A 19,938-nucleotide genomic window follows, 5' to 3' on the forward strand; every position below is an offset into this window, starting at 1 on the left:
GCGTCCGCCATACGGTGTATGGCTGACCCATTGGAGTGCCCATGATCCCCTCACCGCCTGGCCTGCCCCTGCTCGGCAACATGCTTCAGGTGCCGGCGCACTCGCCGGCCGCCTACTTCGACGAGCTGGCCGCCCGCTACGAGGAGGGCCTGTTCCAGCTGAACCTGCTCGGGAACGACGTCCTGTTCGTCTACGATCCCGACCTCGTCGAGGAACTCTGCGACGAGAGCCGGTTCCACAAAGGCATCCAGCCGCCGCTGTCCTTCCTGCGCGACCTGGGCGGCGACGCCCTGTTCACCGCCCGGCACGACGAGCCCGTCTGGGGCCACGCGCACCGCATCCTGATGCCCGCCTTCAGCCAGCGCTCCATGCGCGCCTACTTCCCGCAGATGCTGGAGGTCGCCGACCAGCTGATCGACTCCTGGGCCGCCCGCCAGGGGCAGGACCTGCCCGTGTCCGACGACATGACCAGGCTGACCCTGGACACGATCTCGCTGACCGGCTTCGGCTACCGCTTCCGTTCCTTCGACCAGCCCGAGCTGCACCCGTTCCTGCGCGCGATGGGCTCGGCGCTGACCGAGGCGATGCTGCGCCTGCGCCAGCCGCCCGTGGTGACCAAGATGCTGCGCAAGCGCCAGGAGGCCTACGAGCGCGACATCCAGACGATGCGAGCCCTGGTCGAGGAGGTCATCGAGCGGCGCGCCGCGCGGCCGAGCGGCGCCTCCGACCTGCTCGGCCTCATGATGGAGGCGACCGACCCGCGCACCGGCGAGCGCCTGTCCGAGGCGAACATCCGCGACCAGGTCATCACCTTCCTCATCGCCGGGCACGAGACGACCAGCGGCCTGCTCTCCTTCGCCCTGTACAACCTGCTGCGCGACCCGCACACCCTGGCCAGGGCCTACGCCGAGGTCGACGCCCTGCTGCCCGGCGACACCCCGCCGACCTACGAGACGGTCATGAAGCTGGACGTGATCTCGCGCGTCCTGGAGGAGACGCTGCGCGTGTGGTCGCCGATCCCCGCCTTCTCGGTGTCGGCGTTCGAGGATACGGTGATCGGCGGTTCCTATCCGGTACGCGCCGGCCAGCAGGCGGTCGTCGTGCTGCCGTCGCTGCACCGCAGCTCGAAGGCCTGGGACCGGCCGGAGGAGTTCGACATCGACCGCTGGCTCCCCGAAAATCGCAAAAATCACCATAAATCCGCGTACAAGCCCTTCGGCAACGGCGAGCGCGCCTGCATCGGCCGCCAGTTCGCCCTCACCGAGGCCCGCCTCGCGCTCGCGATGGTCCTGCGCCGGTTCGCCGTCTCCGACCCCACCGCCTACAAGATCAAGACCAAGCAGACCCTCACCCTCAAGCCGGACGGCTTCACGGTCCGGGTCCGCGACCGCCGCCCCCACGAGCGCGGCGCCGCCCAGGAGCCGGTCCCCGAGCGGCACGAACGGCAGCAGGATCTCGCCGTCACCGGCACCGCCCTCACCGTGGCCTACGGCTCCAACCTCGGCACCTGCTCCGACCTCGCCGAACGCCTGGCCGAGCGGGCCGGCCGGGCCGGCTTCGCCACCACGCTGACCACGCTCGACGACCTGCGGCCGCCGGCCGAGGGCCTCCTGCTGGTCGTCGCCTCCTCCTACAACGGCCGCGCGCCCGACAACGCCCAGCGCTTCGACGCGCTGGAAGAGCTTCCCGGCCTTTCCGGCGTACGGCTGGCCGTACTCGGCTGCGGCAACACCCAGTGGCCCACCTACCAGGACTTCCCCCGCCGGGCGTTCGACAAGCTGGTGGCGGCGGGAGCCGTACCCCTGATCGACAGGGGTGAGGCGGACGCGGACGGCGACTTCGACGGGGACGTCTCGGCGTGGACGGCGCGGTTGTGGGCGGCGCTCGCCGAGGAGTACGCGGCCTCGGCGGAGGCGGCGGGGCCGCGCTACGAGATGGAGGTCCTGACCGAGGCCGAGGTGCGGCCCGCGGTCGTGTCCGAGCGGGCGGTGCCGCTGCGGGTGGTCTCCAACGAGGAGCTGACCGGCGACCCGTCGGGGCTGTGGGACTTCTCGAAGGAGGCGCCGCGGGCGGGCGTGCGCTCGATCGTGGCCGAACTGCCGGAAGGCGTCACCTACGCCGCCGGCGACCACCTGGCGGTCTTCGCCAAGAACGACCCCGAGCTGGTGGAGTGGGCGCTGCGCGTCCTGCGCGTCCCCCGCGACCAGGTGGTACGGCTGCGCGCCCGGGGCGCCACCCATCTCCCCCTGGACGCCCCGGTCACGGCCGGCCTTCTGCTGACCGACTTCGTGGAACTGCAGCAGGTGGCCACCCGCGCCGACCTGTCCACGCTGGCCGCGCACACCGCCTGCCCCTGGACCACGCGGCAGCTCGGCGAGCTGACCGAGGGTTACACCGACGAGATCCTGGCCAAGCGCGTCTCGGTGCTGGCGCTGCTCGACCGCTTCCCCGCGATCGAGCTGCCGCTGCCCGTGTTCCTGGAGCTGGCGGGGCCGATCAAGCCGCGCTACTACTCCGCCTCGTCCTCGCCGCTGGCCGACCCCGGGCGCATCCGGATCACGGTCGGGCTGGTGGAGGGCGCGGCCTGGTCCGGGACGGGCGAGTACCGGGGGATGGCCTCGGCGTATCTGGCGGGGCTGGCGGAAGGCGAGGTGTTCTACGGCTACGTCCGCGTGCCCGCCCCGCCGTTCCGCCTGCCCGCCGACCCGGCGACACCGGTGATCATGGTCGGGCCGGGAACCGGGTTCGCCCCGCTGCGCGGCTTCCTGGAGGACCGCGCGCTGCGCGGCGCCACCGGGCCCGCCCTGGTGTTCACCGGCTGCCGCCACCCCGAGCACGACTGGCTCTACCGCGCGGACGTGGCGGCGTGGGCGCCGGACGCGCACGTCGCCTTCTCCGCGCGTGACGGCCGCCTCGTCCAGGACGCGCTGGCCGAGCAGGCCGACCGGGTGTGGGAACTGCTGGAGCGGGGCGCCCACGTGTACGTCTGCGGCGACGGGCTGCGCATGGCCCCCGCCGTACGGCAGGCCTTCCTCGCCATCCACCACGCCAAGACGGGGCGGCCGGGCGAGGAGTGGCTGGCGGCGCTCGACGCCGGGGGCCGCTACCAGCAGGACGTCTTCGCCTGAGGCGCGGCCAGGTCGCTCAGCAGCTCGGACAGGACCAGCTCCTCCTCCACGCGGACCGCCCGCCGCCGCATCTCCTCCGCCAGCGGCGGGTCCCAGGGCGTGGGCACGGCGCGTCCTGCCAGCGGGGCGTCACCGGCCGCCCGCCGGTAGGACGCGGCGTCGTACCGCCACGGCGTGAACCCCACGCGCTCGTGGACGGCCGCGGCGATCGCCACGCCGCCCCAGTCGAAGTCGCCGTGGTAGGCGAACGACGATCCACCGGCGGCCAGCAGGCCGAGCAGCCGCCAGACGGCCGCGGACGGGCGGCCGTTCACGCACACCAGAGGCGGGCAGGCGGCGCCGAGATCGTCCGCGGCGGCGGCCACCACGACCGGGTTCTCGCACAGGCGCACCAGGCCCGCGGCGATCGGCCCGGCGCGGCGGAGCTGGCGCAGCGTGCGCACGTGCGGCTCGCCCGGCGTGGGGTCGCCGGGCAGGCCGAGGCTCAGGACCAGCGACGACAGCTCGTCCAGGTGCACGCCGACCGCCGCCCATGCCGCCCGCCTGGCGTCGGCGCCGCCTTCGGCCGCGTACGGCAGACCGGCCAGGGCGCGGGCCGCCGACAGGGCCAGGGTCGCCACCGGGCGGCCGTCGTCGAGCGCGTGGGCGTCACCGCAGGTCTCGGCGGCGAGCCGGCCGATCGGCACACCCGTGGACGGCAGCCGCGCCAGCACCGCGACGAGCCGGTCCAGCAGCGATCCGGCGTCGGCGGGTTCGGGCGCGAGCCTGCGTACCAGGCCGGAGGAGTCCAGCCAGCCCCGCCACCCCGCGAGATCCTGCCCGCCCCCGACGCGCCTGGCGAGGTGCGTGTCCAAGACCGCGTACGCGGCGCGCCAGGCGGTGTCGCGGTCGGCGGCCAGGGCGGTCAGGTCGCGGATCGGGCCGCGCAGGACCGCGACCGCCTGGGCGAGGCCGTCGCAGGCGCCGCTGGCCCGCAGCACCCGGTCGACCTCCTCCAGCGACACCGACAGCGAGGCGCCGCTCCCGGCCCGGCGGCCGAGCAGCGTCTCGACCGCCCGCCGCTGGCCGTGCGTCGCACCCGTCAGCGAGACCGAGCCGGTCAGGGGCCTGCCGCGTTCCAGGCGGGTACGCGCCCGGTCGACCAGCCACGCCAGCTCGTCCCCGCCCAGGAGCCGCGCGAGCCGCTCACTCATCGGCCAGGCCTCCCGGTGAAGGGCGTTCGACCCGGCGGCGCTCCCTGCCGTCCCAGCGCCACGGCGTGACCAGGACCGCGTCGATGCCGTCGCGCCGCGACAGCTGGGCGATGGCCAGGCCGGGCACCTGCGGGTAGCAGCCCCACTCGCGCTCGCTGGTCATCACCACGTCCATGTCGAAGGTGGCCAGCAGGCCGAGGCACTTGGCCCGTGAGTCGTCGTCCACCCCGGCGAACGCCTCGTCGAGCGCGACCAGGCGCGGCGCGTACGGGTTGCCCGCCGACTTGTAGTGCGCCGACGCGGCGGCGAACAGCGGCACCGAGGCTGCCAGCACCCGCTCGCCGCCCGAGGCGGGACCGGTGGCGGGCCGCCACTGGCCCTCCTGGAGCCGCTGGATGGCGAACTCGTGCCACGCCCGGTAGTCCAGAGCCCTGGTCAGCGCCTCGCTCCAGCCGGCCGCCGGGTTGTCGGCGTGCTCCCTGGCGATGCGTTCCTGCAGGAAGGAGCCGACCGCCGCCCGGTCGTCCTGTGACCACGCGTCGACGGTCTGGCGCAGCTTGCCGCGGACGCGGTCGAGTCCTTCCGGGGCGTTCTTCGCGGTCTTCCACACCAGGCGCAGCCGCATGCCGGTGGAGGTGGGACGCGACTGGAGTTCCTCGTTCATGCCGCCGACCTCGTTCTCGGCCGCCGCGATGAGCTCGTGCAGCGTTCCTGCGACCTCGTTGAGCAGGTGATTCTCCAGCAGCTCGCGCTCCTTGGCCGACAGCAGCCGGGCGCGGCCGGCGGTCTCCTCCGCCAGCGCGCCCACCAGGTCGGGGATGTCGCGGGCCCGGCCCTGGAACGTCACGTCGACGATCATGACGCCTTCGGTGACGGTCAGCCCCGCCGAGTGGCCCTGCCTGGCCATCGCGTCGGACAGGAGCTTGTGCTCGTCGGCGACCTTGCGCTGCACGCGTTCCCACGGGCCGTCGCCGTCGTCGACCGCCTCCAGGTCGGCGTTGACCGCCCGCGCGAGGACGACCGTGGGCGTGGCCGACCAGGCGGTGGCCGGGTCCGGCACGTCGCGGCCGGGCAGCGCGACCTTGAGCAGGCCCGTCGCGGCGAACGCGCGGAAGTCGCGCACCGCCTCGTCCCTGGCGCGCGTGGCCTCGACGATCTCGCCGGCCAGCCGTTCGCGCACGCCTTCCGCCTTGCCGCGTTCGGTCGCGAGCCGCTGCTGCCTGGCGCGGGCGTCGCTCTCGGCCCGGTCCCGCCCGCGCAGCTCCTGCCGTACCTCCTCCAGGCGGCGGAACAGCTCCTCCACCGCCGCGCCCGCCGTCTCGGCGAGCGAGCGGTACACCTCGGCCGCGGCCCGCGCCCGCTCCCCCGCCTCCGCGGCCAGCTGCGCCGCCTCGGCCAGCCGCTCGGCCGCGAGCGCGACCTCCTGCGCGGCCTCACGTTCGCTCTCGCGGGCCGTGCTCAGCGCGTGTACGGCCGGCCACAACCTGGCCAGCTCCAGCCGGTACTCGGCCAGCGCCGCCCTGATCTCCCCCAGCGGCCCGCGCTCGGCCGGCAGGCCGACGTCACCGGCGAACTCGGCCGCCCGCACCTGGGCCGCGTCGAGCTCGGCCTGCCGGGTGTTCATGAGGCCGACGGCGCGCTGGTGGCGTTCGTGGATCGTTCTGCGGCGCTCGTGGGCTCCGGCCAGCTTCACGTGGGCCTCGCGGACCGGGGCGTCGGAGGGCAGGGCGCGGTGCTCGGTGGCCAGGACGGCCTGCCGTACCGCGAGATCCTGCTTGTCGCGGTCGAGGTCGTCGGCCCGCAGCGTGGCGTCGGCGAGTTCCTGGGCGAGCGCGGCCAGGCGAGCGCGGCGGGCGGACTCGCGCGCGCCCTCGCCGATGTGGTCGGCGGCGGCCTTGTGCCAGGCGCCGGCCAGCAGGCCGTTGACCCAGCGGCCGTCGGTGGCGATCCAGGTCGGCGAGCCGGGCCCGAGTCCGATGCCGGCCAGCACGGAGAGCACGATGGCGTCGTCGAGCGCGGCGGCCTGCGGGTCGGCGCGGTCGATCGCGGGGCGCAGCACGTTGGCGCAGGACGGCCCGCTGACCCTGCCGCGCAGGATCACCGTGTCGCCGGCTATCAGCTCGGCCTGCGGGGTCAGCCACGCGTCCAGCAGGCCCGCGGCCTCCAGGGCGGCCTCAAGACCGGCGCGGTGATCGGCGGGCACCCCGTCGGCGAAGTCCACGACCTTCCACAGCGGCGCCCCCGGCCGGGTGTCGCCGCGCGGGGCGCGCGTGTGCGGGGCGGGCGGCGCGTCGTGGCCGCCCGCCTCCAGCCGGGCGATCTCCACGGCCAGCTCGTCGGCGGCCAGCCGGGCGGCGGCGAGCTCGGCGTCCAGCTCGGTCTCGCGCCGGGCGAGCGCCGCCGTGGCCTGTCTCAGCGCGTCGTCGACGGCGGTGGCCGCGGGGTTGGGTCCCGCCGCGTTCTCGCTCCAGTCCCGGAGTACGGCCAGCACGCCGTCCCGGTCGGCCACCCGCAGCTCGCTCAGCCCGGTGAGGTATCCGGCGAAGGAGTCCAGCAGCTCGGCGGCCCGCTCGCCGGCCACCTGCCCGGCCAGCGCGATCGCCTCCGCGGCCTCGGTGAGCTCGCCGGTCAGCCGGTCGACCTCGGCCCTGGCCGTCGCGACCCCGGCGGCGGCGTCGGCCACCGCCAGCAGCAGGCGCTCAAGCTGGGCGATCGCGTGCTCCTGGCGGACGACGGCGTTCTCGGCCTCGCGCCGGGACTCGGAAAGCCCGACCCCGGCCCGGCCCGCGGCGTCCTCGGCCGCGCGGTGGATCGCGTCGTGCTCCTCCTGCGCCCGCGCGGCCTTCTCGCGCGCCGTCTCGGCCCGGCGGGCCAGCCGCCCGGTCTCGCCGTCGGCGCGGCTCAGCTCCTTGCCGGTGCGCTGGGCGTGCTCGGCCAGGCGGCCCGCCTCCTCGCGCGTCTGGTCCAGCCGTTCCGCGTCGCGCATCTCCGGGCTCTGCTGCAGCGCCGTACGGCGGGCGTCGAGCAGGTTCTTCTCCGTGGCCAGCTCGCTGAGCAGGTCGTCGACCGACTCCAGTTCGGCCTCCGCCTTCGACTGGCGCAGCTCCGCCTCGGCCAGGTCGCGGCCGAGCTTGTCGTAGCGGCTCTGCGTGAGCCTGGGCCCGGCGGCCTTCCGCTTGGTGGCCGTGGCCGCGTAGGCGCGGTAGTGGTCCAGGAAGCCGGCCGCGGCCTTGCGCGCCTCGTCCAGGCCGCGCAGCGCGTCGCGTTCCTCGTCCAGGCCGCGGAAGGCGTCGGCGACCGTGGCCAGCAACGTGGAGCTGAGCGGGGGCAGCGCCTCGGTGAGGGCCCTGGACAGCAGCTTCTCGTCCGGGCGCTTCGACAGCTGCGGCTGGCGGAGCTGGATCAGCAGGTTGACCAGCGCCTCGTAGCGGTGCTCGCCCAGCCAGAACAGCGCCTCGTCCACCGCGCGCCGGTAGTCGGCCGCCCGGTCGTAGACCATGCCGTGGCCGTCCACGGCCTCACGCAGGTTCTCCCTGGTCAGCGCCACGCCGGTGGGTGAGATCAGGCTCAGTCCCGCCCCGACGCGCTGCGGGGTGACGAAGAACCAGTGCCTGACCACGCCCCGGTCCCTGACCGCCTTCAGCCCGCAGCCGATCGTGCGGAACTCCTGGCTGCCGTCGGCGGCGCGGCGGCCGAACTCCAGCCACGTGTAGCCGAGCCGCTCCGGATGCGGATGCTTGCCGCCGAGCAGCAGGTTCCACTCCATGCGCTTCTGCCGGTCGCCGTCCGGCTCGACGCGGTGCGAGGTCAGTTCGCCGTCCAGCAGGAAGGGCAGGGTGAGCGCGAGCACCTTCGACTTGCCGGTGCCGTTGTTGCCGCGCAGCAGCAGGCGGCCGTCGTGGAAATGGAACTCCTCGACGTCGTAGTAGAACATGTCGACCAGGCCCGCGCGCAGCGGCTTCCAGCGCTCCGCGCCGGGGGTGGGCAGCATCAGGTTCCTTTGACCGTAGGCGGATCGAGCGCGTAGCGGGAGATGGCCGGCAGGCCGGTGACCCGGCTGCCCTCGACGTGCGCCAGGCGCAGGGCGGTGAGCTTGCCGAGCGCCACCGCCAGCAGGCCGTCCTCCGCGCCCGGATCGGTGACGCCCTTGCGCCAGAAGGAGGTGTGCTCGGCGGCCGCCCGCCGGACGAACGCCCTGAGCTCCTCGGTCGAGGCGCTGCCCAGCGCGGCCAGTCGCTCGGCGACCAGCAAGGTGACGTGGCCGTCCGTGCGCTGCTCGGGCAGGCGTACGTCGGTGAGCTCGTCGTCGGGGTCGACCATGGCGATGCCCTCCGCCCTGACCTCGGCGACCAGGCCCGTGGCCTGCTCGATCCTGCGGATGACGGCGTGCCGCTGCGAGGTCAGGTACGCCAGCTCGTCCGCCCCCAGATCCCTGAAGTACAGGACGGGATCGTCCAGCAGCCACCTGGTCAGGCGGCGGCGTATCGCCTGGTTGCGCAGGTCGTCGGTGTCGGCGTACGGCTCGGCGGTCAGTTCGGCCAGCCGTTCCTCGAAGGACTCGGCGGTGATCGTGGACGGCCCGCGCAGACCGGTGAGCAGACCGGCGAGTACCTTGCGCCGCACGTCGTAGAGCACGTCGCCGGTCTCGGCCAGGTACGCCTCCTCATCACCCGAGACCCGGTCGAGAACTCCCCAGCCGAGCAGCGTACGGACCACCGCCACCAGGTCCCCGCGCTCGGCCCTGCTGCCGAGCGTGAAGGCGTGCTCGGCGCCCGCGTCCAGCACCTCCTCGGCCAGCCGGCCCAGCGTGGTCTGCGCGTCGGCCCGTTCGAGCACCGACAAGGCCAGGCAGAGCACCACGTACCGTCGCCGCCCGAACGGCTCCCCCGCCCGGCCGAGCGCGGGACGGGTGGCGTCCAGGGTGTCGGGCACCGCCTTGAACAACCGGGCGGACTCCGCGTCCACGACGAGCCGCCAGCCGGTCTCCCTGGTCAGCCAGTCGCGCAGCTCGGCGGCGTGCCGCCGGACCAGCACCAGTTTCTCGGGGTCGCGCAGCAGCGGGCTCATCAGCAGGGCGCGCAGCGCCGCCTGGCACTGGGCCAGCTCCTCCTCGGGGGTCACGCGACCACCGTGATCTCGATCACGTGCTCGGGGCCGGTCAGGACCCCGTCCTCGGTCTCGATCGCGACCATCCCGCCGTCCGGCACCAGCGTGAGCCGCACCTCCATCGAGCCGTCGCCGGTCGTGGTCTTCACTTCCGTGTCGTGCGGCCCGCGGGCCGACAGCGCGTCCCCGAGCAGCCCCAGGAACAGCCGGAAGGCCATCGGGTCCAGCACGCCCAGCCGCGAGAGCAGTACCGGCCCGTCCGTGCGCAGCCGCTCGCGCGCCCGCGACGTCTGCGCCGCCTCCCGCTCGGCCCGCTCCAGCAGAACCCGGCGGGCCTGCGAGCGGTCGGCCACCTTGTTGGGCCTGCCGCGCCGTTCATAGGATCCGGTACGGCGAAGCTGCGGCGAGATCCGGATCGGCGGCGCCTGCGCCCACGGGGTGGAGGCGGGAACGTCGGCGATGTCCTGCGGCGGGATCGTCAGATGCCGGGCCGGGGCCAGCCCGAACGCGGCCCGCCAGAGCCGGTGCATCGCGGCCTCGTCCGGCGCGTCGGCGAACCACCTGGCCAGCGTCCTGAAGTCGGCCGAGCGGTCCGATCGGCCTGAGCGCCGCTCGTTGAGCAGGCCGACGGTGTCGATGAGCTGCTTGATCGCGGTGACCGCCGACTGCCGCAGCAGCCGGGCCTGTGACGGGTGGCCGGTGTCGCGCGAGACGAACCAGTCGCGCAGGCCACGCCATCTGTTCTCCCAGCCGGCCAGCACCTTGGCGTACTCGGCCGAGGCGTCGGCGCCGTCCGGCACCGCGTCGGCGGCCTCGCGCCGCGCGGCCGTCTCCAGCAGCCCGTGCTGGCCCAGTTCCTCCAGTTCGAGCAGCAGGCGGGCGATGCGGGCCCCGGAGTTGGCCAGCTCGGCGATGAAGCGGTTGATGTAGTCGATCAACCGCTCCTTGTAGGCGATGAAGCCGTCCACGTCGCCGTCGGCGAAGTCGATCGCGCGCCGCAGCGACGCCATGAACGCCCGCGCGTTGTCGGCCAGCGACGCGAACCGCTCGGCCAGAGAGATCAGGATCAGGTGGACGCCGGCCGGATCGGGGTCGTCCTGCCCGCTCAGCGTGACCAGGGCCTGGAGCTGGTCGGCGATGTCGCCGAGCGCCACCGCCTGGAGTTGTCCCCGCCGGCCGATCGCCTCCTCGTAGAAGGCGATGGCCTGCTCGGCGGCCTGGCCGGCGGCGGTCAGCTGGAACAGCAGCCGCTTGCGGTGGAAGTCCTCGACCGACGAGACCCTGCCGGTGTCGGCGTCGGAGCGCAGGTTGCCCCAGTCGACCAGCCGCTTGAGCGCCTGGGCGAGCTGGTCGTCGCTGTCGCGCCGTAGCTCCGCCGCGACCTCCTCCGGCCGCAGGTGGACCACGAACCGCTCCTTCGCCCGCGCGAACGCCACCAGGATCTCCCGGTAGAACGCGGCGTTGGGCGCGCTCAGGTGAGCGAACGCCTGCGGTTGCTGAGGAGCGGGAGCCATATGTCTAGTGTGAACAATTCCGATCGGGTGTCACCCTGATTGACCCGCACCGTATCCATCATGCGATCAACCGCGCTCCGTGCTATGGACCGGCGGAACGAAGCGCCGCCGGCGGACGGCGCTCACGTGCTCACATGCGGTGGAGTTCCCGGGCGGCGATGCGGGCCAGGAGTTCCACCTGCGTGGTGCTCAGCGCCGCGGAAGAGGTCGCCCGGATCATGCGGGGCGCCAGGTGCGGCTTGAGGAGGGTGAGACCCTCGGCCGTGAGCAGGCCGCCTCTCGGCATCATCCCGCAGTGCACCGCGACCATCGGGGTGATCGTGACCGGGATGCCGGTTTCCTTGGTGAGGAGCTCGGCGAACGCGTTGCCGGTCTCCACCAGGCCCTTGGCGACCTTGGTGCCGAACTTCTCGCCGAAGAACAGCCGGCCACCGTAGGAGGCGATCTCGGTGTCCGGGCTCCACGACTCGTTGTCGATGATCCAGACACCGCCGGGGCCGATGACCAGATGATCGATGGAAGCCTGGCCGCGGATCGCGCGGCCGTCCAGCACGCGGTAACCCTGCTTGGCCAGCGCGCGGCGCAGTGTCCTACCGGTGATCGCCTCACCGCGCCTGCGTCCTCGCCAGACCGCGGTGGCGCGGAACTGCGCCCAGTACCAGTACCAATCGGCCCCCGCCACGATGCCGGCCAGGCCCAGCGCGTAGAGCGCGGGGAAAGGCAGGTCGAAGCGGATCGCCAGAGCCAGGCCGGCCGCGAAGCCCACGGCGGCCTTGATCGCACGGTTGCGACGGCGGTTTCTGGTGTCCTCCCTCCAGAACTTCTCGTAGTACCACTGGGGCGACGACCCCGTGAACTTCGGGTCCTGCTGCACATAGATCGAGCCACCAGGCACGGCAAACTCCCCGAGTTGCTAGGAAATACTTGGATCTGCCACGCCGGAGATCCCTCGCCACGTCACGTGATACCCAATATCAAACAAAGGCCACCCTAAGGTGAGGGAAATAGCACCGCGAATCACGCACAAGACGCTCAACCGACCAGTCGGTATGCTGGGGTTCGTGACGGGGAAGGATGAGCCGGTGCGCCGGCGGCTGCTCAGCGAGGCGACGAGGCTGTTCGCCGAGCGCGGGTTCGAGGGCACCTCGGTGCAGGAGATCGTGGCCGCCGCCGGAGTGACCAAGGGCGCCATGTACCACTACTTCGACTCCAAGGATGACCTGCTGCATGAGATCTACGCGCGGGTCCTGCGGATGCAGATGGAACGGCTGACGCAGATCGCCGACGAGCACCGCCCGGTCAGGGAACGGCTGCGCGACGCCGCCGCGGACGTGGTCGAGACCACCACGGCCAACCTCGACGATTCCAAGATCTTCTTCCGGTCGATGCACCTGCTGGCCCCGGAGACGCAGAAGAGCGTGCGGGCCGAGCGCCGACGCTACCACGAGCGTTTCCGCGATCTCGTCACCGAGGGGCAGCGCGAAGGGGTCTTCCGCGAGGACATCCAGGCCGAGATCGTCGTCGACTTCTTCTTCGGCTCGGTGCACCACCTGGGCAGCTGGTACCACACCGACGGGCCGCTGTCGGGGGCCGAAGTGGGCCGCCAGTTCGCCGAACTCCTCCTGACCTCGCTCAAGCCGTGACCCCCTACCCATGGACAACCGCCGGATTTTGCGCATCATCTAAGTCTTTGTGAAGACGGATCCCGAACACCTCGGCGGCTACTGGATAGCCGGGCGCCTGGGCAGCGGCGGCCAGGGTGTGGTCTACGAGGCCTACGACGACGACGGCGAGCGGTACGCGCTCAAGGCACTGCGCACCGCGCCGGACCAGCGTGAGGTCGAGGCGGCCCGGCGGGTCCGGCCCTTCTGCGTGTCCCGTGTGCTGGAGGCCGGGGTGGACGGGGGCACGCCGTACGTGGTGAGCGAGTTCGTGGCCGGGCCGAGCCTGCGGGTGAAGGTCGGCGAGTCCGGCCCGTACCAGGGCGCGGACCTGCACCGCCTGGCCACCGGGGCGGCCACCGCGCTCACCGCGATCCACGAGGCCGGGGTGGTGCACCGGGATCTCACCCCGGACAACGTCCTGCTCGGCTCCGACGGACCCAAGGTGATCGACTTCGGCCTGCCCCCTTCCACCGGCACGGCCCATGAGACCGCGGACCAGACGCCCGAGTCCGACGTGCGCGCGTGGGGACGCCTCACGCTGTTCGCCGCCACCGGTGAGGAGACCGGCCCCGTGGCGGCGCTGGAACCGCCGCTGCGCGACCTGGTGGCCCAGGCGCTCGACGAGGACCCCGACCGGCGGCCGTCCGCCCGCGACCTGCTGCTGAAGCTCCTGGACAGCTCGGGCGACCCGCTGGCCGAGGGCGCCGAGACCGCCCGCGGCCTGCGCACCGACGCGCCCGAGCCGTCGCTGGGAGAACTGGCGGAGCAGGTGTACGCCGGACTGAGCCGGGCGGAACAGGACGCCGCGCCCGCCGTCTTCCTCCAGCTGACCGGCCGGACCCCCGACGGCCACGACATCAGCCGCCCCGCCCGCCTCACCGGTCCGCTCGACCGGCCCGCCGCCGCCCTGGTCATCCAGAGGTACACCGACGCCGCCCTCCTCCACACCGGACCGTCACCCGATGGCCTAGGTGGGAAGCCAGGTGACGGCACCGTGGCGTTGGCGCACGTGGCGTTGTCGCGGGCGTGGCCGCGGCTGCGCGAGTGGCTGGAGGATGAGCGGGGTGGGCTGGACGTCCAGCGGTCCCTGTCCGAGGCGGCCGAGGCCTGGCAGCGGAAGGGGCGGCGGGCGGCGGACCTGCCGCGGGGCGAGCGGCTGAACACCGTCCTGGGCTGGGCCGCCGGTGGGCGGCGGATGGTGGCGCTGAGCCGTACGGAACAGGAGTTCGTCACGGCAGGGACGCGGCTGGCCGGGGTCAGAGCGCGGCGGCGGGGGGTCGTGGCGGGCGTGCTCGCGGTCCTGCTCGCGGTGGCGCTGGCCGCGGCGGGTGTGGCCTTCTGGCAGGCCGGTACGGCGACGCGGGCGCTCGCCGAGACGACGGCCAAGGCGCTGGCCGGGACGGCGGGAGCGCTGCGGACCACCGACCCGATCACGGCGCGGCAGCTGAGCGCGGCGGCGTGGCGGCTGGCGCCCGTGGCGGAGGCGCGCTCGGCGCTGATGGCGGCGGCGACGGACCCCGTGCGTGACGTGTTCGCCGACCCGGACGCCGGTGCCGACTCCGTGTACGCCTTCGACCAGCCGGGGCGCTGGCTCGTGGCGGTGCGCGGGGGCACGGCGCGGGTGTGGGATCCGATGGCCAAGACGTTGCTGATGGAGATCAGGGGCGCGGGGCGTTCGGCGCGGCTGGCGGCGCTGAACCCGGCGGGCACCACCCTGGCCGTCGCCACGACGGGTGATGTGCGGGTGTTCGACACACGTTCCGGCATCCTGCTGCGCTCGTTGCCGGTGAAGGCGGCGCTGGCGCTGTCGTATCAGGGAGAGATGCTTTCCACGACCGACAAGTCGGGCTTGGGGGTGTTGTGGCGGGCGGACGGCGGGCAGGTGACGGCGCGGCCGATGAGCAAGCTGAGCACGGACGGCCGGCGGGTGCTGGCCACCTCGGTCGCCAGCGACGTGGTCGCGCCCAGGCCCCCGGAGATCTGGGAGGGCGGCGGCAGACTCGACCTGCCATGGCTGGCCGCGCTCCCGGACGCGGTCACGGCCGGGGCGCTCGGCCCCGACGGCACCACGGTCGTCCTGTCGGGACCCTCGGGCACCCGCGTCCACGACCTGGCCAGCGGCCGGACGCTGGCGAGCACCGGCCCCGCCGCCTCGTCCCTGTCCTACTCCCCCGACGGCCGGCTGCTCGCCCAGGGCGGCCAGGAGGGCGTCACCGTCTGGCAGACCGGAACCTGGCAGCGCATGCTGCACGTCCGCGACACCCGCGACGCGCCGCAGGGACGTGAGGCCACGAACCGGGCGCTGGTGATCGGGCGGTCCGGGGTGCGGTACGCCGGTCCGGGCGGCCGGGTGCGGACCTACACGGTCCCGGCCACCGCGCAGCCGCCCTTCGGCCCGGGCACGCGGTCTCTGAGCAGGGACGGCCGGATCCTGGCCGTGGCCGACGGAACCGCGATCACGCTCTGGGACTCGGGCAGGCTCACCGCCACCCTGCCGAGCACCGCCACCCTGATGACCTTCAGCTGGGACGGCAGGCGCCTGGCCGTGGCCACCCCCGGCCGGCCGGCCGTGGACATCTGGGACCTGGCCGAGAGCAGCAGGATCAGCACGCTGACCTCCTCCCCGGTCTCCGGCCTGGCCTTCTCCCCCGACGGCAGGACGCTGGCGGTGGCCTCGAAGGACTGGATCGAACTGCACGCCGCCGGGCAGGTGCGCCGCGTGGCGGGGGTCACCGGGCCAGGACTCGCCTGGCGGCCCGACGGGCTGCTGCTGGTCGCCTACGACGACGAGCGCGTCTACACCGTGGACCCGCTGACCGCCGCGCCGTCGGTCCCCAACGCCAACGGCAAGGCCGCCGGGGTGGTCGCCTTCAGCGCCGACGGCAGGATGGCGGCGACCGGCAACACGCTCGGCCACGTCACGCTCTGGGACACCGGCCTGCGCGCCCCGCTCGGCCCGCCGCTGGCGACCGGGAAGCGGGTGCGCGCGCTGATGTTCTCGCGGGACGGCGCCGTGCTGGCCGCCGCCGGGCAGGACGGGCTGACGCTCTGGGACGTACGGACCGGCACCAGGCTCGGCCAGCCGGTGGAGGTCGCCGAGCCCGTCCTGGCCCAGGGCGCCGACGTCCTGGCGGTCGGCGCCGACGGCCAGAGCCGGACGATCGCCGTGGACCCGGAACGGGCGCTGCGCGGCGTCTGCGCCCAGGACGGCGAGCTGTCGCCGGCCGCCTGGGCGCGGTATCTGCCGGGCCTGTCACCCAGGAAGATCTGCTAGCTCCGCCAGCGCCGCGCGATGGTCGCCGGGCGTGCCGAGCGCGATCTCGGCGGCCTTCGCGCGCTTCAGGTAGAGGTGGAGGGGATGCTCCCAGGTCATGCCGATCCCGCCGTGCAGTTGCACCGCCTCCTCAGCCACGTGGACGGCCACGCCCGCGTTCCACGCCTGGGCCACGGCGACCGCCAGGCCGGAGCCGTCGGCGGCGGCGTTGCGCGCGGCGGCCCTGGCACGGACCACGTCCAGCCAGAGGTCGGCCAGCCGGTGCTTGATCGCCTGGAACGAGCCGACCGGCCGGGCGAACTGGTGGCGTTCGCGGACGTAGGCCAGCGTGGTCTCCAGGCACCACTCGGCCACCCCGAGCTGTTCCGAGGCCAGCAGACCGGCCCCGAACCGCAGCACCTCCGCCACGTCACACGCCCCGAGGCGCACGGCGGCGGCCCCGGAGAAGGTGACGGTGGCGACGGGCCTGGTCAGGTCGAGGGAGGGGCGCGTGGCGACCTCCGCGTGCCCGGCCTCGACCAGGTAGAGCGCGTCACCGGCCGGGACCAGCAACACGTCGGCCGCCTCGGCGCCCGCCACGTCGGCGACCGTGCCGGTGAGGGTCTCGCCGGACACCTCCACGGTGCCGGCGGCCCGGCGGTGGGGGGACGCGGTGAAGGGGACGGCGAGCGCGGCCGTCAGGTCGCCGGAGGCCAGCTCACCGAGCAGGCCGGTGGCCCCCGCGTCCAGCGCGGCCTTGGTGGCCAGGACCGAGCTGGTGAAGAACGGCACCGGCGCCACCGCCCTGCCCAACTCCTCAAGGACGACTGCCACCTCGACGGCCGAGGCGCCGGCGCCGCCGTAGGACTCGGGGACGAGCAGGCCCGCGACACCGATCTCGCGCGAGAGCGTCTTCCACAGGTCGAGGTCGTAGGGCGCGGGGGACTCCACGCGCTTGAGCACCGCCGAGGGCGGGCAGCGGTCGGTCAGCAGCGCGCGGACGGCGGCCCGCAGTTCCTCCTCGACCTCCGTGTACAGCAGAGTGGTCACCGCGGCAGGTCCTTCCAGGGCACGTCCTTGTCGATGCGGGGCTCCGAGGGCAGGCCGAGCACGCGCTCGGAGACGATGTTGCGCAGGATCTCCGAGGTGCCGCCCTCGATGGAGTTGCCCTTGGCGCGCAGGTAGCGGTAGCCGGGGCCGCGGCCGAGCATGTCGACGTCCTCGGAGCGGCGGAACGACCAGTCGTCGTAGCCGAGGTCGCGGCGCAGCTCCAGGTCCAGGCCGGTGAGCTCCTGGTTGAGCTTGGCGAAGGAGAGCTTCATGCCGGAGCCTTCCGGGCCCGGCTGGCCGGCGGCCAGTTGTTCGCGCAGCCGTACCGCGGAGAGGCGGGTCACCTCGGACTCGACCCAGAGTTCGAGCAGGCGCTGGTGGAGTTCGGGGGTGCGCAGGTCGGGGCGGGAGCGCCAGGTGTCGGAGACGACGCCGATCATGCCGCCGCCCCGGCGGCCCGGGGTGCCGCCGATGGCGACGCGTTCGTTCATGAGCGTGGTCTGGGCGACCCGCCAGCCGTCGCCGACCTCGCCGAGCCGCAGGTCGTCGGACAGGCGCACGCCGGTGAGGAAGACCTCGTTGAACTCGGCCTCGCCGGTGATCTGGCGCAGCGGGCGCACCTCGACGCCGGGCGCCCTCATGTCGCAGACGAAGTAGGTCATGCCGCGGTGCTTGGGCACGTCCGGGTCGGTGCGGGTGACGAGGATGGCCCAGCGGGCGTGGTGGGCTCCTGAGGTCCATACCTTCTGGCCGTCGACGACCCATTCGTCGCCGTCGCGCACCGCTCGGGTGGCGAGGGTGGCCAGGTCGGATCCGGCGCCGGGCTCGGAGAAGAGCTGGCACCAGATCTCCTCGCCGGTGTAGAGGGGGCGCAGGAAACGTTCCCTCTGCTCCTGGGTGCCGAAGGCGAGGATCGTCGGCGCGGCCATGCCGAGGCCGATGGCCTGCAGGCCGATGTTGGGCTGCGGGGTGTGGGCGAGCTCCTTCTCCACGACCTGCTGCAGGTCGCGGGGCGCGCCGAGGCCGCCGAGCCCCTCGGGGAAGTGCACCCACGCCAGCCCCGCGTCGAAGCGGGCCCGCAGGAAGCCCACCTGGTCGGCGGGGTCGGCCGAGGCGAGCAGGCCGGCGATCCTGTCCCTTACATCCACTTCTTCAGCTCCCGGTAGGCAAGAGAACGTTTGTGCACCTCGTCGGGCCCGTCGGCGAACCTGAGCGAGCGGGCGCCCGCCCACAGGCCGGCCAGCGGGAAGTCCTGGGAGACGCCGCCCGCGCCGTGGACCTGGATGGCCTTGTCGAGGATCCACTCGACGGTGATCGGCGTGGAGATCTTGATGGCCTGGATCTCGGTGTGGGCGCCGCGGTTGCCGACGGTGTCCATGAGCCAGGCGGTCTTCAGCACCAGCAGCCGCAGCTGCTCGATCTTGATGCGGGACTCGGCGATCCAGTCCTGGACCACGCCCTGCTGGGCGACGGGCTTGCCGAAGGTGGTGCGGGCCAGCGCCCGCTTGCACATCATCTCGACCGCCCGCTCGGCCATGCCGATCAGGCGCATGCAGTGGTGGATGCGGCCGGGGCCGAGCCGGGCCTGGGCGACCGCGAAACCGCCGCCCTCCTCGCCGATGAGGTTCTCGGCGGGCACCCGGACGTCCTCGAAGACCATCTCGGCGTGGCCGCCGTGGTCGGCGTCGGTGTAGCCGAAGACGTGCATGCCGCGCTTGATGCGCAGGCCGGGGGCGTCGCGCGGGACCAGGATCATGCTCTGCTGGCGGTGTGAGGGCGCCTCGGGGTCCGTCTTGCCCATGACGATGAAGATCTTGCAGTTGGGGTTCATGGCGCCGGAGATGAACCACTTGCGGCCGTTGATGACGTACTCGCCGCCGTCGCGGGTGATCGAGGTCGCGATGTTGGTGGCGTCGGAGGAGGCCACGTCGGGCTCGGTCATCGCGAACGCGGAGCGGATATCGCCGTCCAGCAGGGGCCGCAGCCACTCCTTGCGCTGCCACTCGCTGCCGAACATGGAGAGGACCTCCATGTTGCCGGTGTCGGGCGCGGCGCAGTTGGTGGCCACCGGCGCGATGGCCGGTGACCTGCCCATGATCTCCGCCAGCGGGGCGTACTGGAGGTTCGTCAGCCCCGCGCCGTGGTCCCCGGGCAGGAACAGGTTCCACAACCCGCGTTTCCTGGCCTCGTCCTTGAGGTCGGCCAGGAGCGGGGGCGCGCTCCAGCCGCTCTCGGCGGCCTGTTCCTCGAAGGCGGCCTCGGCCGGATAGACACATTCGTCCATGAAGCGGAGCAGGCGCTCGCGCAGGTCCTCGGTGACGCTGTCGAAGGCGAAGTCCATAGCGCGACCTTACCGACCGGTCGGTATGACCGTCCACAGTGGTCTCCCACATTTCCCCGCAGGTGGCCATAAACCCAGGTCAACCCGGCCTCTAAGCTGAACCGCATGACCGCCCGCATGCCCGCTCCCGCCGTGCTCGAGAACGACGTCGTCCGGCTCGAACCGCTCACCCTCGACCACGTCCCCGACCTGTTCGCCGCCGGAGGCGACGACGACGAGGTCTGGCGCTGGATGCCCGCGCCCACCCCGCGCACCAAGGAGGAGTTGGCCCGGATCGTCAAGGGCGTCACCGCCAACCACGTCGCCTTCGCCGTGATCCACCGGGGCCGCGCCATCGGCCAGACGACCTACGCGGACGTGCCCGGGTTCGACGAGAGCATCGAGATCGGCTGGACCTGGTACGGCCGCGCCGCCTGGCGTACCGGGGTCAACACCAACTGCAAGATCCTCCTGATCGACCACGCCTTCTCCCTCGGCTACAACCGGGTGATGTTCAAGACGGACGACCTCAACGAACGCTCCAAGGCGGCGGTCGCCCGCATCGGCGGGGTCCACGAGGGAACCCTGCGCCGGCACCGCAGACGTCCCGACGGCACCTGGCGCGATTCCGCCTATTTCGGCATCCTCGAAGAGGAGTGGCCCGAGCACCGGGCTCGCCTGAACCGTTAGCCGAAGGGCGGCGTCTAACC

General features: G+C 73.3%; 12 protein-coding genes. 4 read left to right on the plus strand and 8 right to left on the minus strand.

Translation table 11 applies throughout. The features are described from left to right. Positions 1–41: 41 nt before the first annotated feature. Positions 42–3,128 carry a bifunctional cytochrome P450/NADPH--P450 reductase gene (locus tag ACIBHY_RS26800; protein ID WP_397308038.1) on the plus strand — a complete coding sequence of 1,029 codons (3,087 nt, stop codon included), beginning with the start codon at positions 42–44 and terminating at the stop codon, positions 3,126–3,128. Here ACIBHY_RS26800 and ACIBHY_RS26805 read toward each other — a convergent pair. The 5 genes from ACIBHY_RS26805 to ACIBHY_RS26825 all read right to left on the minus strand — a co-directional run bounded on the left by ACIBHY_RS26805 (position 3,104) and on the right by ACIBHY_RS26825 (position 11,836). Continuing rightward, on the minus strand, positions 3,104–4,321 hold the full coding sequence (locus ACIBHY_RS26805) for a TIGR02679 family protein (protein WP_397308039.1): 1,218 nt from the start codon (positions 4,319–4,321) through the stop codon (positions 3,104–3,106). The two genes, ACIBHY_RS26800 and ACIBHY_RS26805, sit on opposite strands and share 25 nt — an antisense overlap. Continuing rightward, positions 4,314–8,312, minus strand: coding sequence for a TIGR02680 family protein (locus ACIBHY_RS26810; protein WP_397308040.1), 3,999 nt, complete (start codon positions 8,310–8,312; stop codon positions 4,314–4,316). Before ACIBHY_RS26810 ends, ACIBHY_RS26805 begins: the two co-directional genes overlap by 8 nt. Then, positions 8,312–9,442 (minus strand): TIGR02678 family protein, encoded by a 1,131-nt coding sequence (locus ACIBHY_RS26815; RefSeq protein ID WP_397244676.1) that lies wholly within the window; start codon positions 9,440–9,442, stop codon positions 8,312–8,314. Before ACIBHY_RS26815 ends, ACIBHY_RS26810 begins: the two co-directional genes overlap by 1 nt. Continuing rightward, positions 9,439–10,941 (minus strand): TIGR02677 family protein, encoded by a 1,503-nt coding sequence (locus tag ACIBHY_RS26820; protein ID WP_397244678.1) that lies wholly within the window; start codon positions 10,939–10,941, stop codon positions 9,439–9,441. Before ACIBHY_RS26820 ends, ACIBHY_RS26815 begins: the two co-directional genes overlap by 4 nt. A 130-nt stretch (positions 10,942–11,071) precedes the next feature. After that, positions 11,072–11,836 carry a nuclease-related domain-containing protein gene (locus ACIBHY_RS26825; protein WP_397244680.1) on the minus strand — a complete coding sequence of 255 codons (765 nt, stop codon included), beginning with the start codon at positions 11,834–11,836 and terminating at the stop codon, positions 11,072–11,074. A gap of 154 nt (positions 11,837–11,990) precedes the next feature. On the opposite strand from ACIBHY_RS26825, the gene ACIBHY_RS26830 reads away from it, so the two are divergent. Then, positions 11,991–12,584: a TetR/AcrR family transcriptional regulator gene (locus ACIBHY_RS26830; protein WP_397244682.1), complete on the plus strand. Its 594-nt coding sequence runs from the start codon at positions 11,991–11,993 to the stop codon at positions 12,582–12,584. 49 nt (positions 12,585–12,633) lie between these two features. Beyond that, positions 12,634–15,879, plus strand: coding sequence for a protein kinase (locus ACIBHY_RS26835; RefSeq protein ID WP_397308041.1), 3,246 nt, complete (start codon positions 12,634–12,636; stop codon positions 15,877–15,879). On the opposite strand, the gene ACIBHY_RS26840 is transcribed toward ACIBHY_RS26835, so the two are convergent. The 3 genes from ACIBHY_RS26840 to ACIBHY_RS26850 are packed head-to-tail and all read right to left on the minus strand — an operon-like array spanning position 15,859 to position 19,249. Then, on the minus strand, positions 15,859–16,908 hold the full coding sequence (locus tag ACIBHY_RS26840; protein ID WP_397244686.1) for an acyl-CoA dehydrogenase family protein: 1,050 nt from the start codon (positions 16,906–16,908) through the stop codon (positions 15,859–15,861). The genes ACIBHY_RS26835 and ACIBHY_RS26840 overlap by 21 nt on opposite strands. Further along, on the minus strand, positions 16,905–18,056 hold the full coding sequence (locus tag ACIBHY_RS26845; RefSeq protein WP_397308042.1) for an acyl-CoA dehydrogenase family protein: 1,152 nt from the start codon (positions 18,054–18,056) through the stop codon (positions 16,905–16,907). Before ACIBHY_RS26845 ends, ACIBHY_RS26840 begins: the two co-directional genes overlap by 4 nt. After that, positions 18,047–19,249 carry an acyl-CoA dehydrogenase family protein gene (locus ACIBHY_RS26850; protein WP_397308043.1) on the minus strand — a complete coding sequence of 401 codons (1,203 nt, stop codon included), beginning with the start codon at positions 19,247–19,249 and terminating at the stop codon, positions 18,047–18,049. The genes ACIBHY_RS26845 and ACIBHY_RS26850 overlap by 10 nt, the downstream gene beginning before the upstream one ends. Before the next feature lie 105 nt (positions 19,250–19,354). Here ACIBHY_RS26850 and ACIBHY_RS26855 point away from each other — a divergent pair, with 105 nt between their 5' ends. Beyond that, a complete protein-coding gene (locus tag ACIBHY_RS26855; protein ID WP_397244693.1) occupies positions 19,355–19,918 on the plus strand; it encodes a GNAT family N-acetyltransferase in 564 nt (187 codons plus the stop codon). The last annotated feature ends 20 nt before the right edge of the window (positions 19,919–19,938 follow it).

This window comes from Nonomuraea sp. NPDC050547 (assembly GCF_044457345.1).
Classification (GTDB): Bacteria; Actinomycetota; Actinomycetes; order Streptosporangiales; family Streptosporangiaceae; genus Nonomuraea.

Coding starts and splice junctions, on each gene's coding strand:
- ACIBHY_RS26810 (WP_397308040.1), bottom strand. CDS start 8,312: ATGCTGCCCACCCCCGGCGCGGAGCGCTGGAAGCCGCTGCGCGCGGGC.
- ACIBHY_RS26830 (WP_397244682.1), top strand. CDS start 11,991: ATGCTGGGGTTCGTGACGGGGAAGGATGAGCCGGTGCGCCGGCGGCTG.
- ACIBHY_RS26805 (WP_397308039.1), bottom strand. CDS start 4,321: ATGAGTGAGCGGCTCGCGCGGCTCCTGGGCGGGGACGAGCTGGCGTGG.
- ACIBHY_RS26855 (WP_397244693.1), top strand. CDS start 19,355: ATGACCGCCCGCATGCCCGCTCCCGCCGTGCTCGAGAACGACGTCGTC.
- ACIBHY_RS26850 (WP_397308043.1), bottom strand. CDS start 19,249: ATGGACTTCGCCTTCGACAGCGTCACCGAGGACCTGCGCGAGCGCCTG.
- ACIBHY_RS26820 (WP_397244678.1), bottom strand. CDS start 10,941: ATGGCTCCCGCTCCTCAGCAACCGCAGGCGTTCGCTCACCTGAGCGCG.
- ACIBHY_RS26800 (WP_397308038.1), top strand. CDS start 42: ATGATCCCCTCACCGCCTGGCCTGCCCCTGCTCGGCAACATGCTTCAG.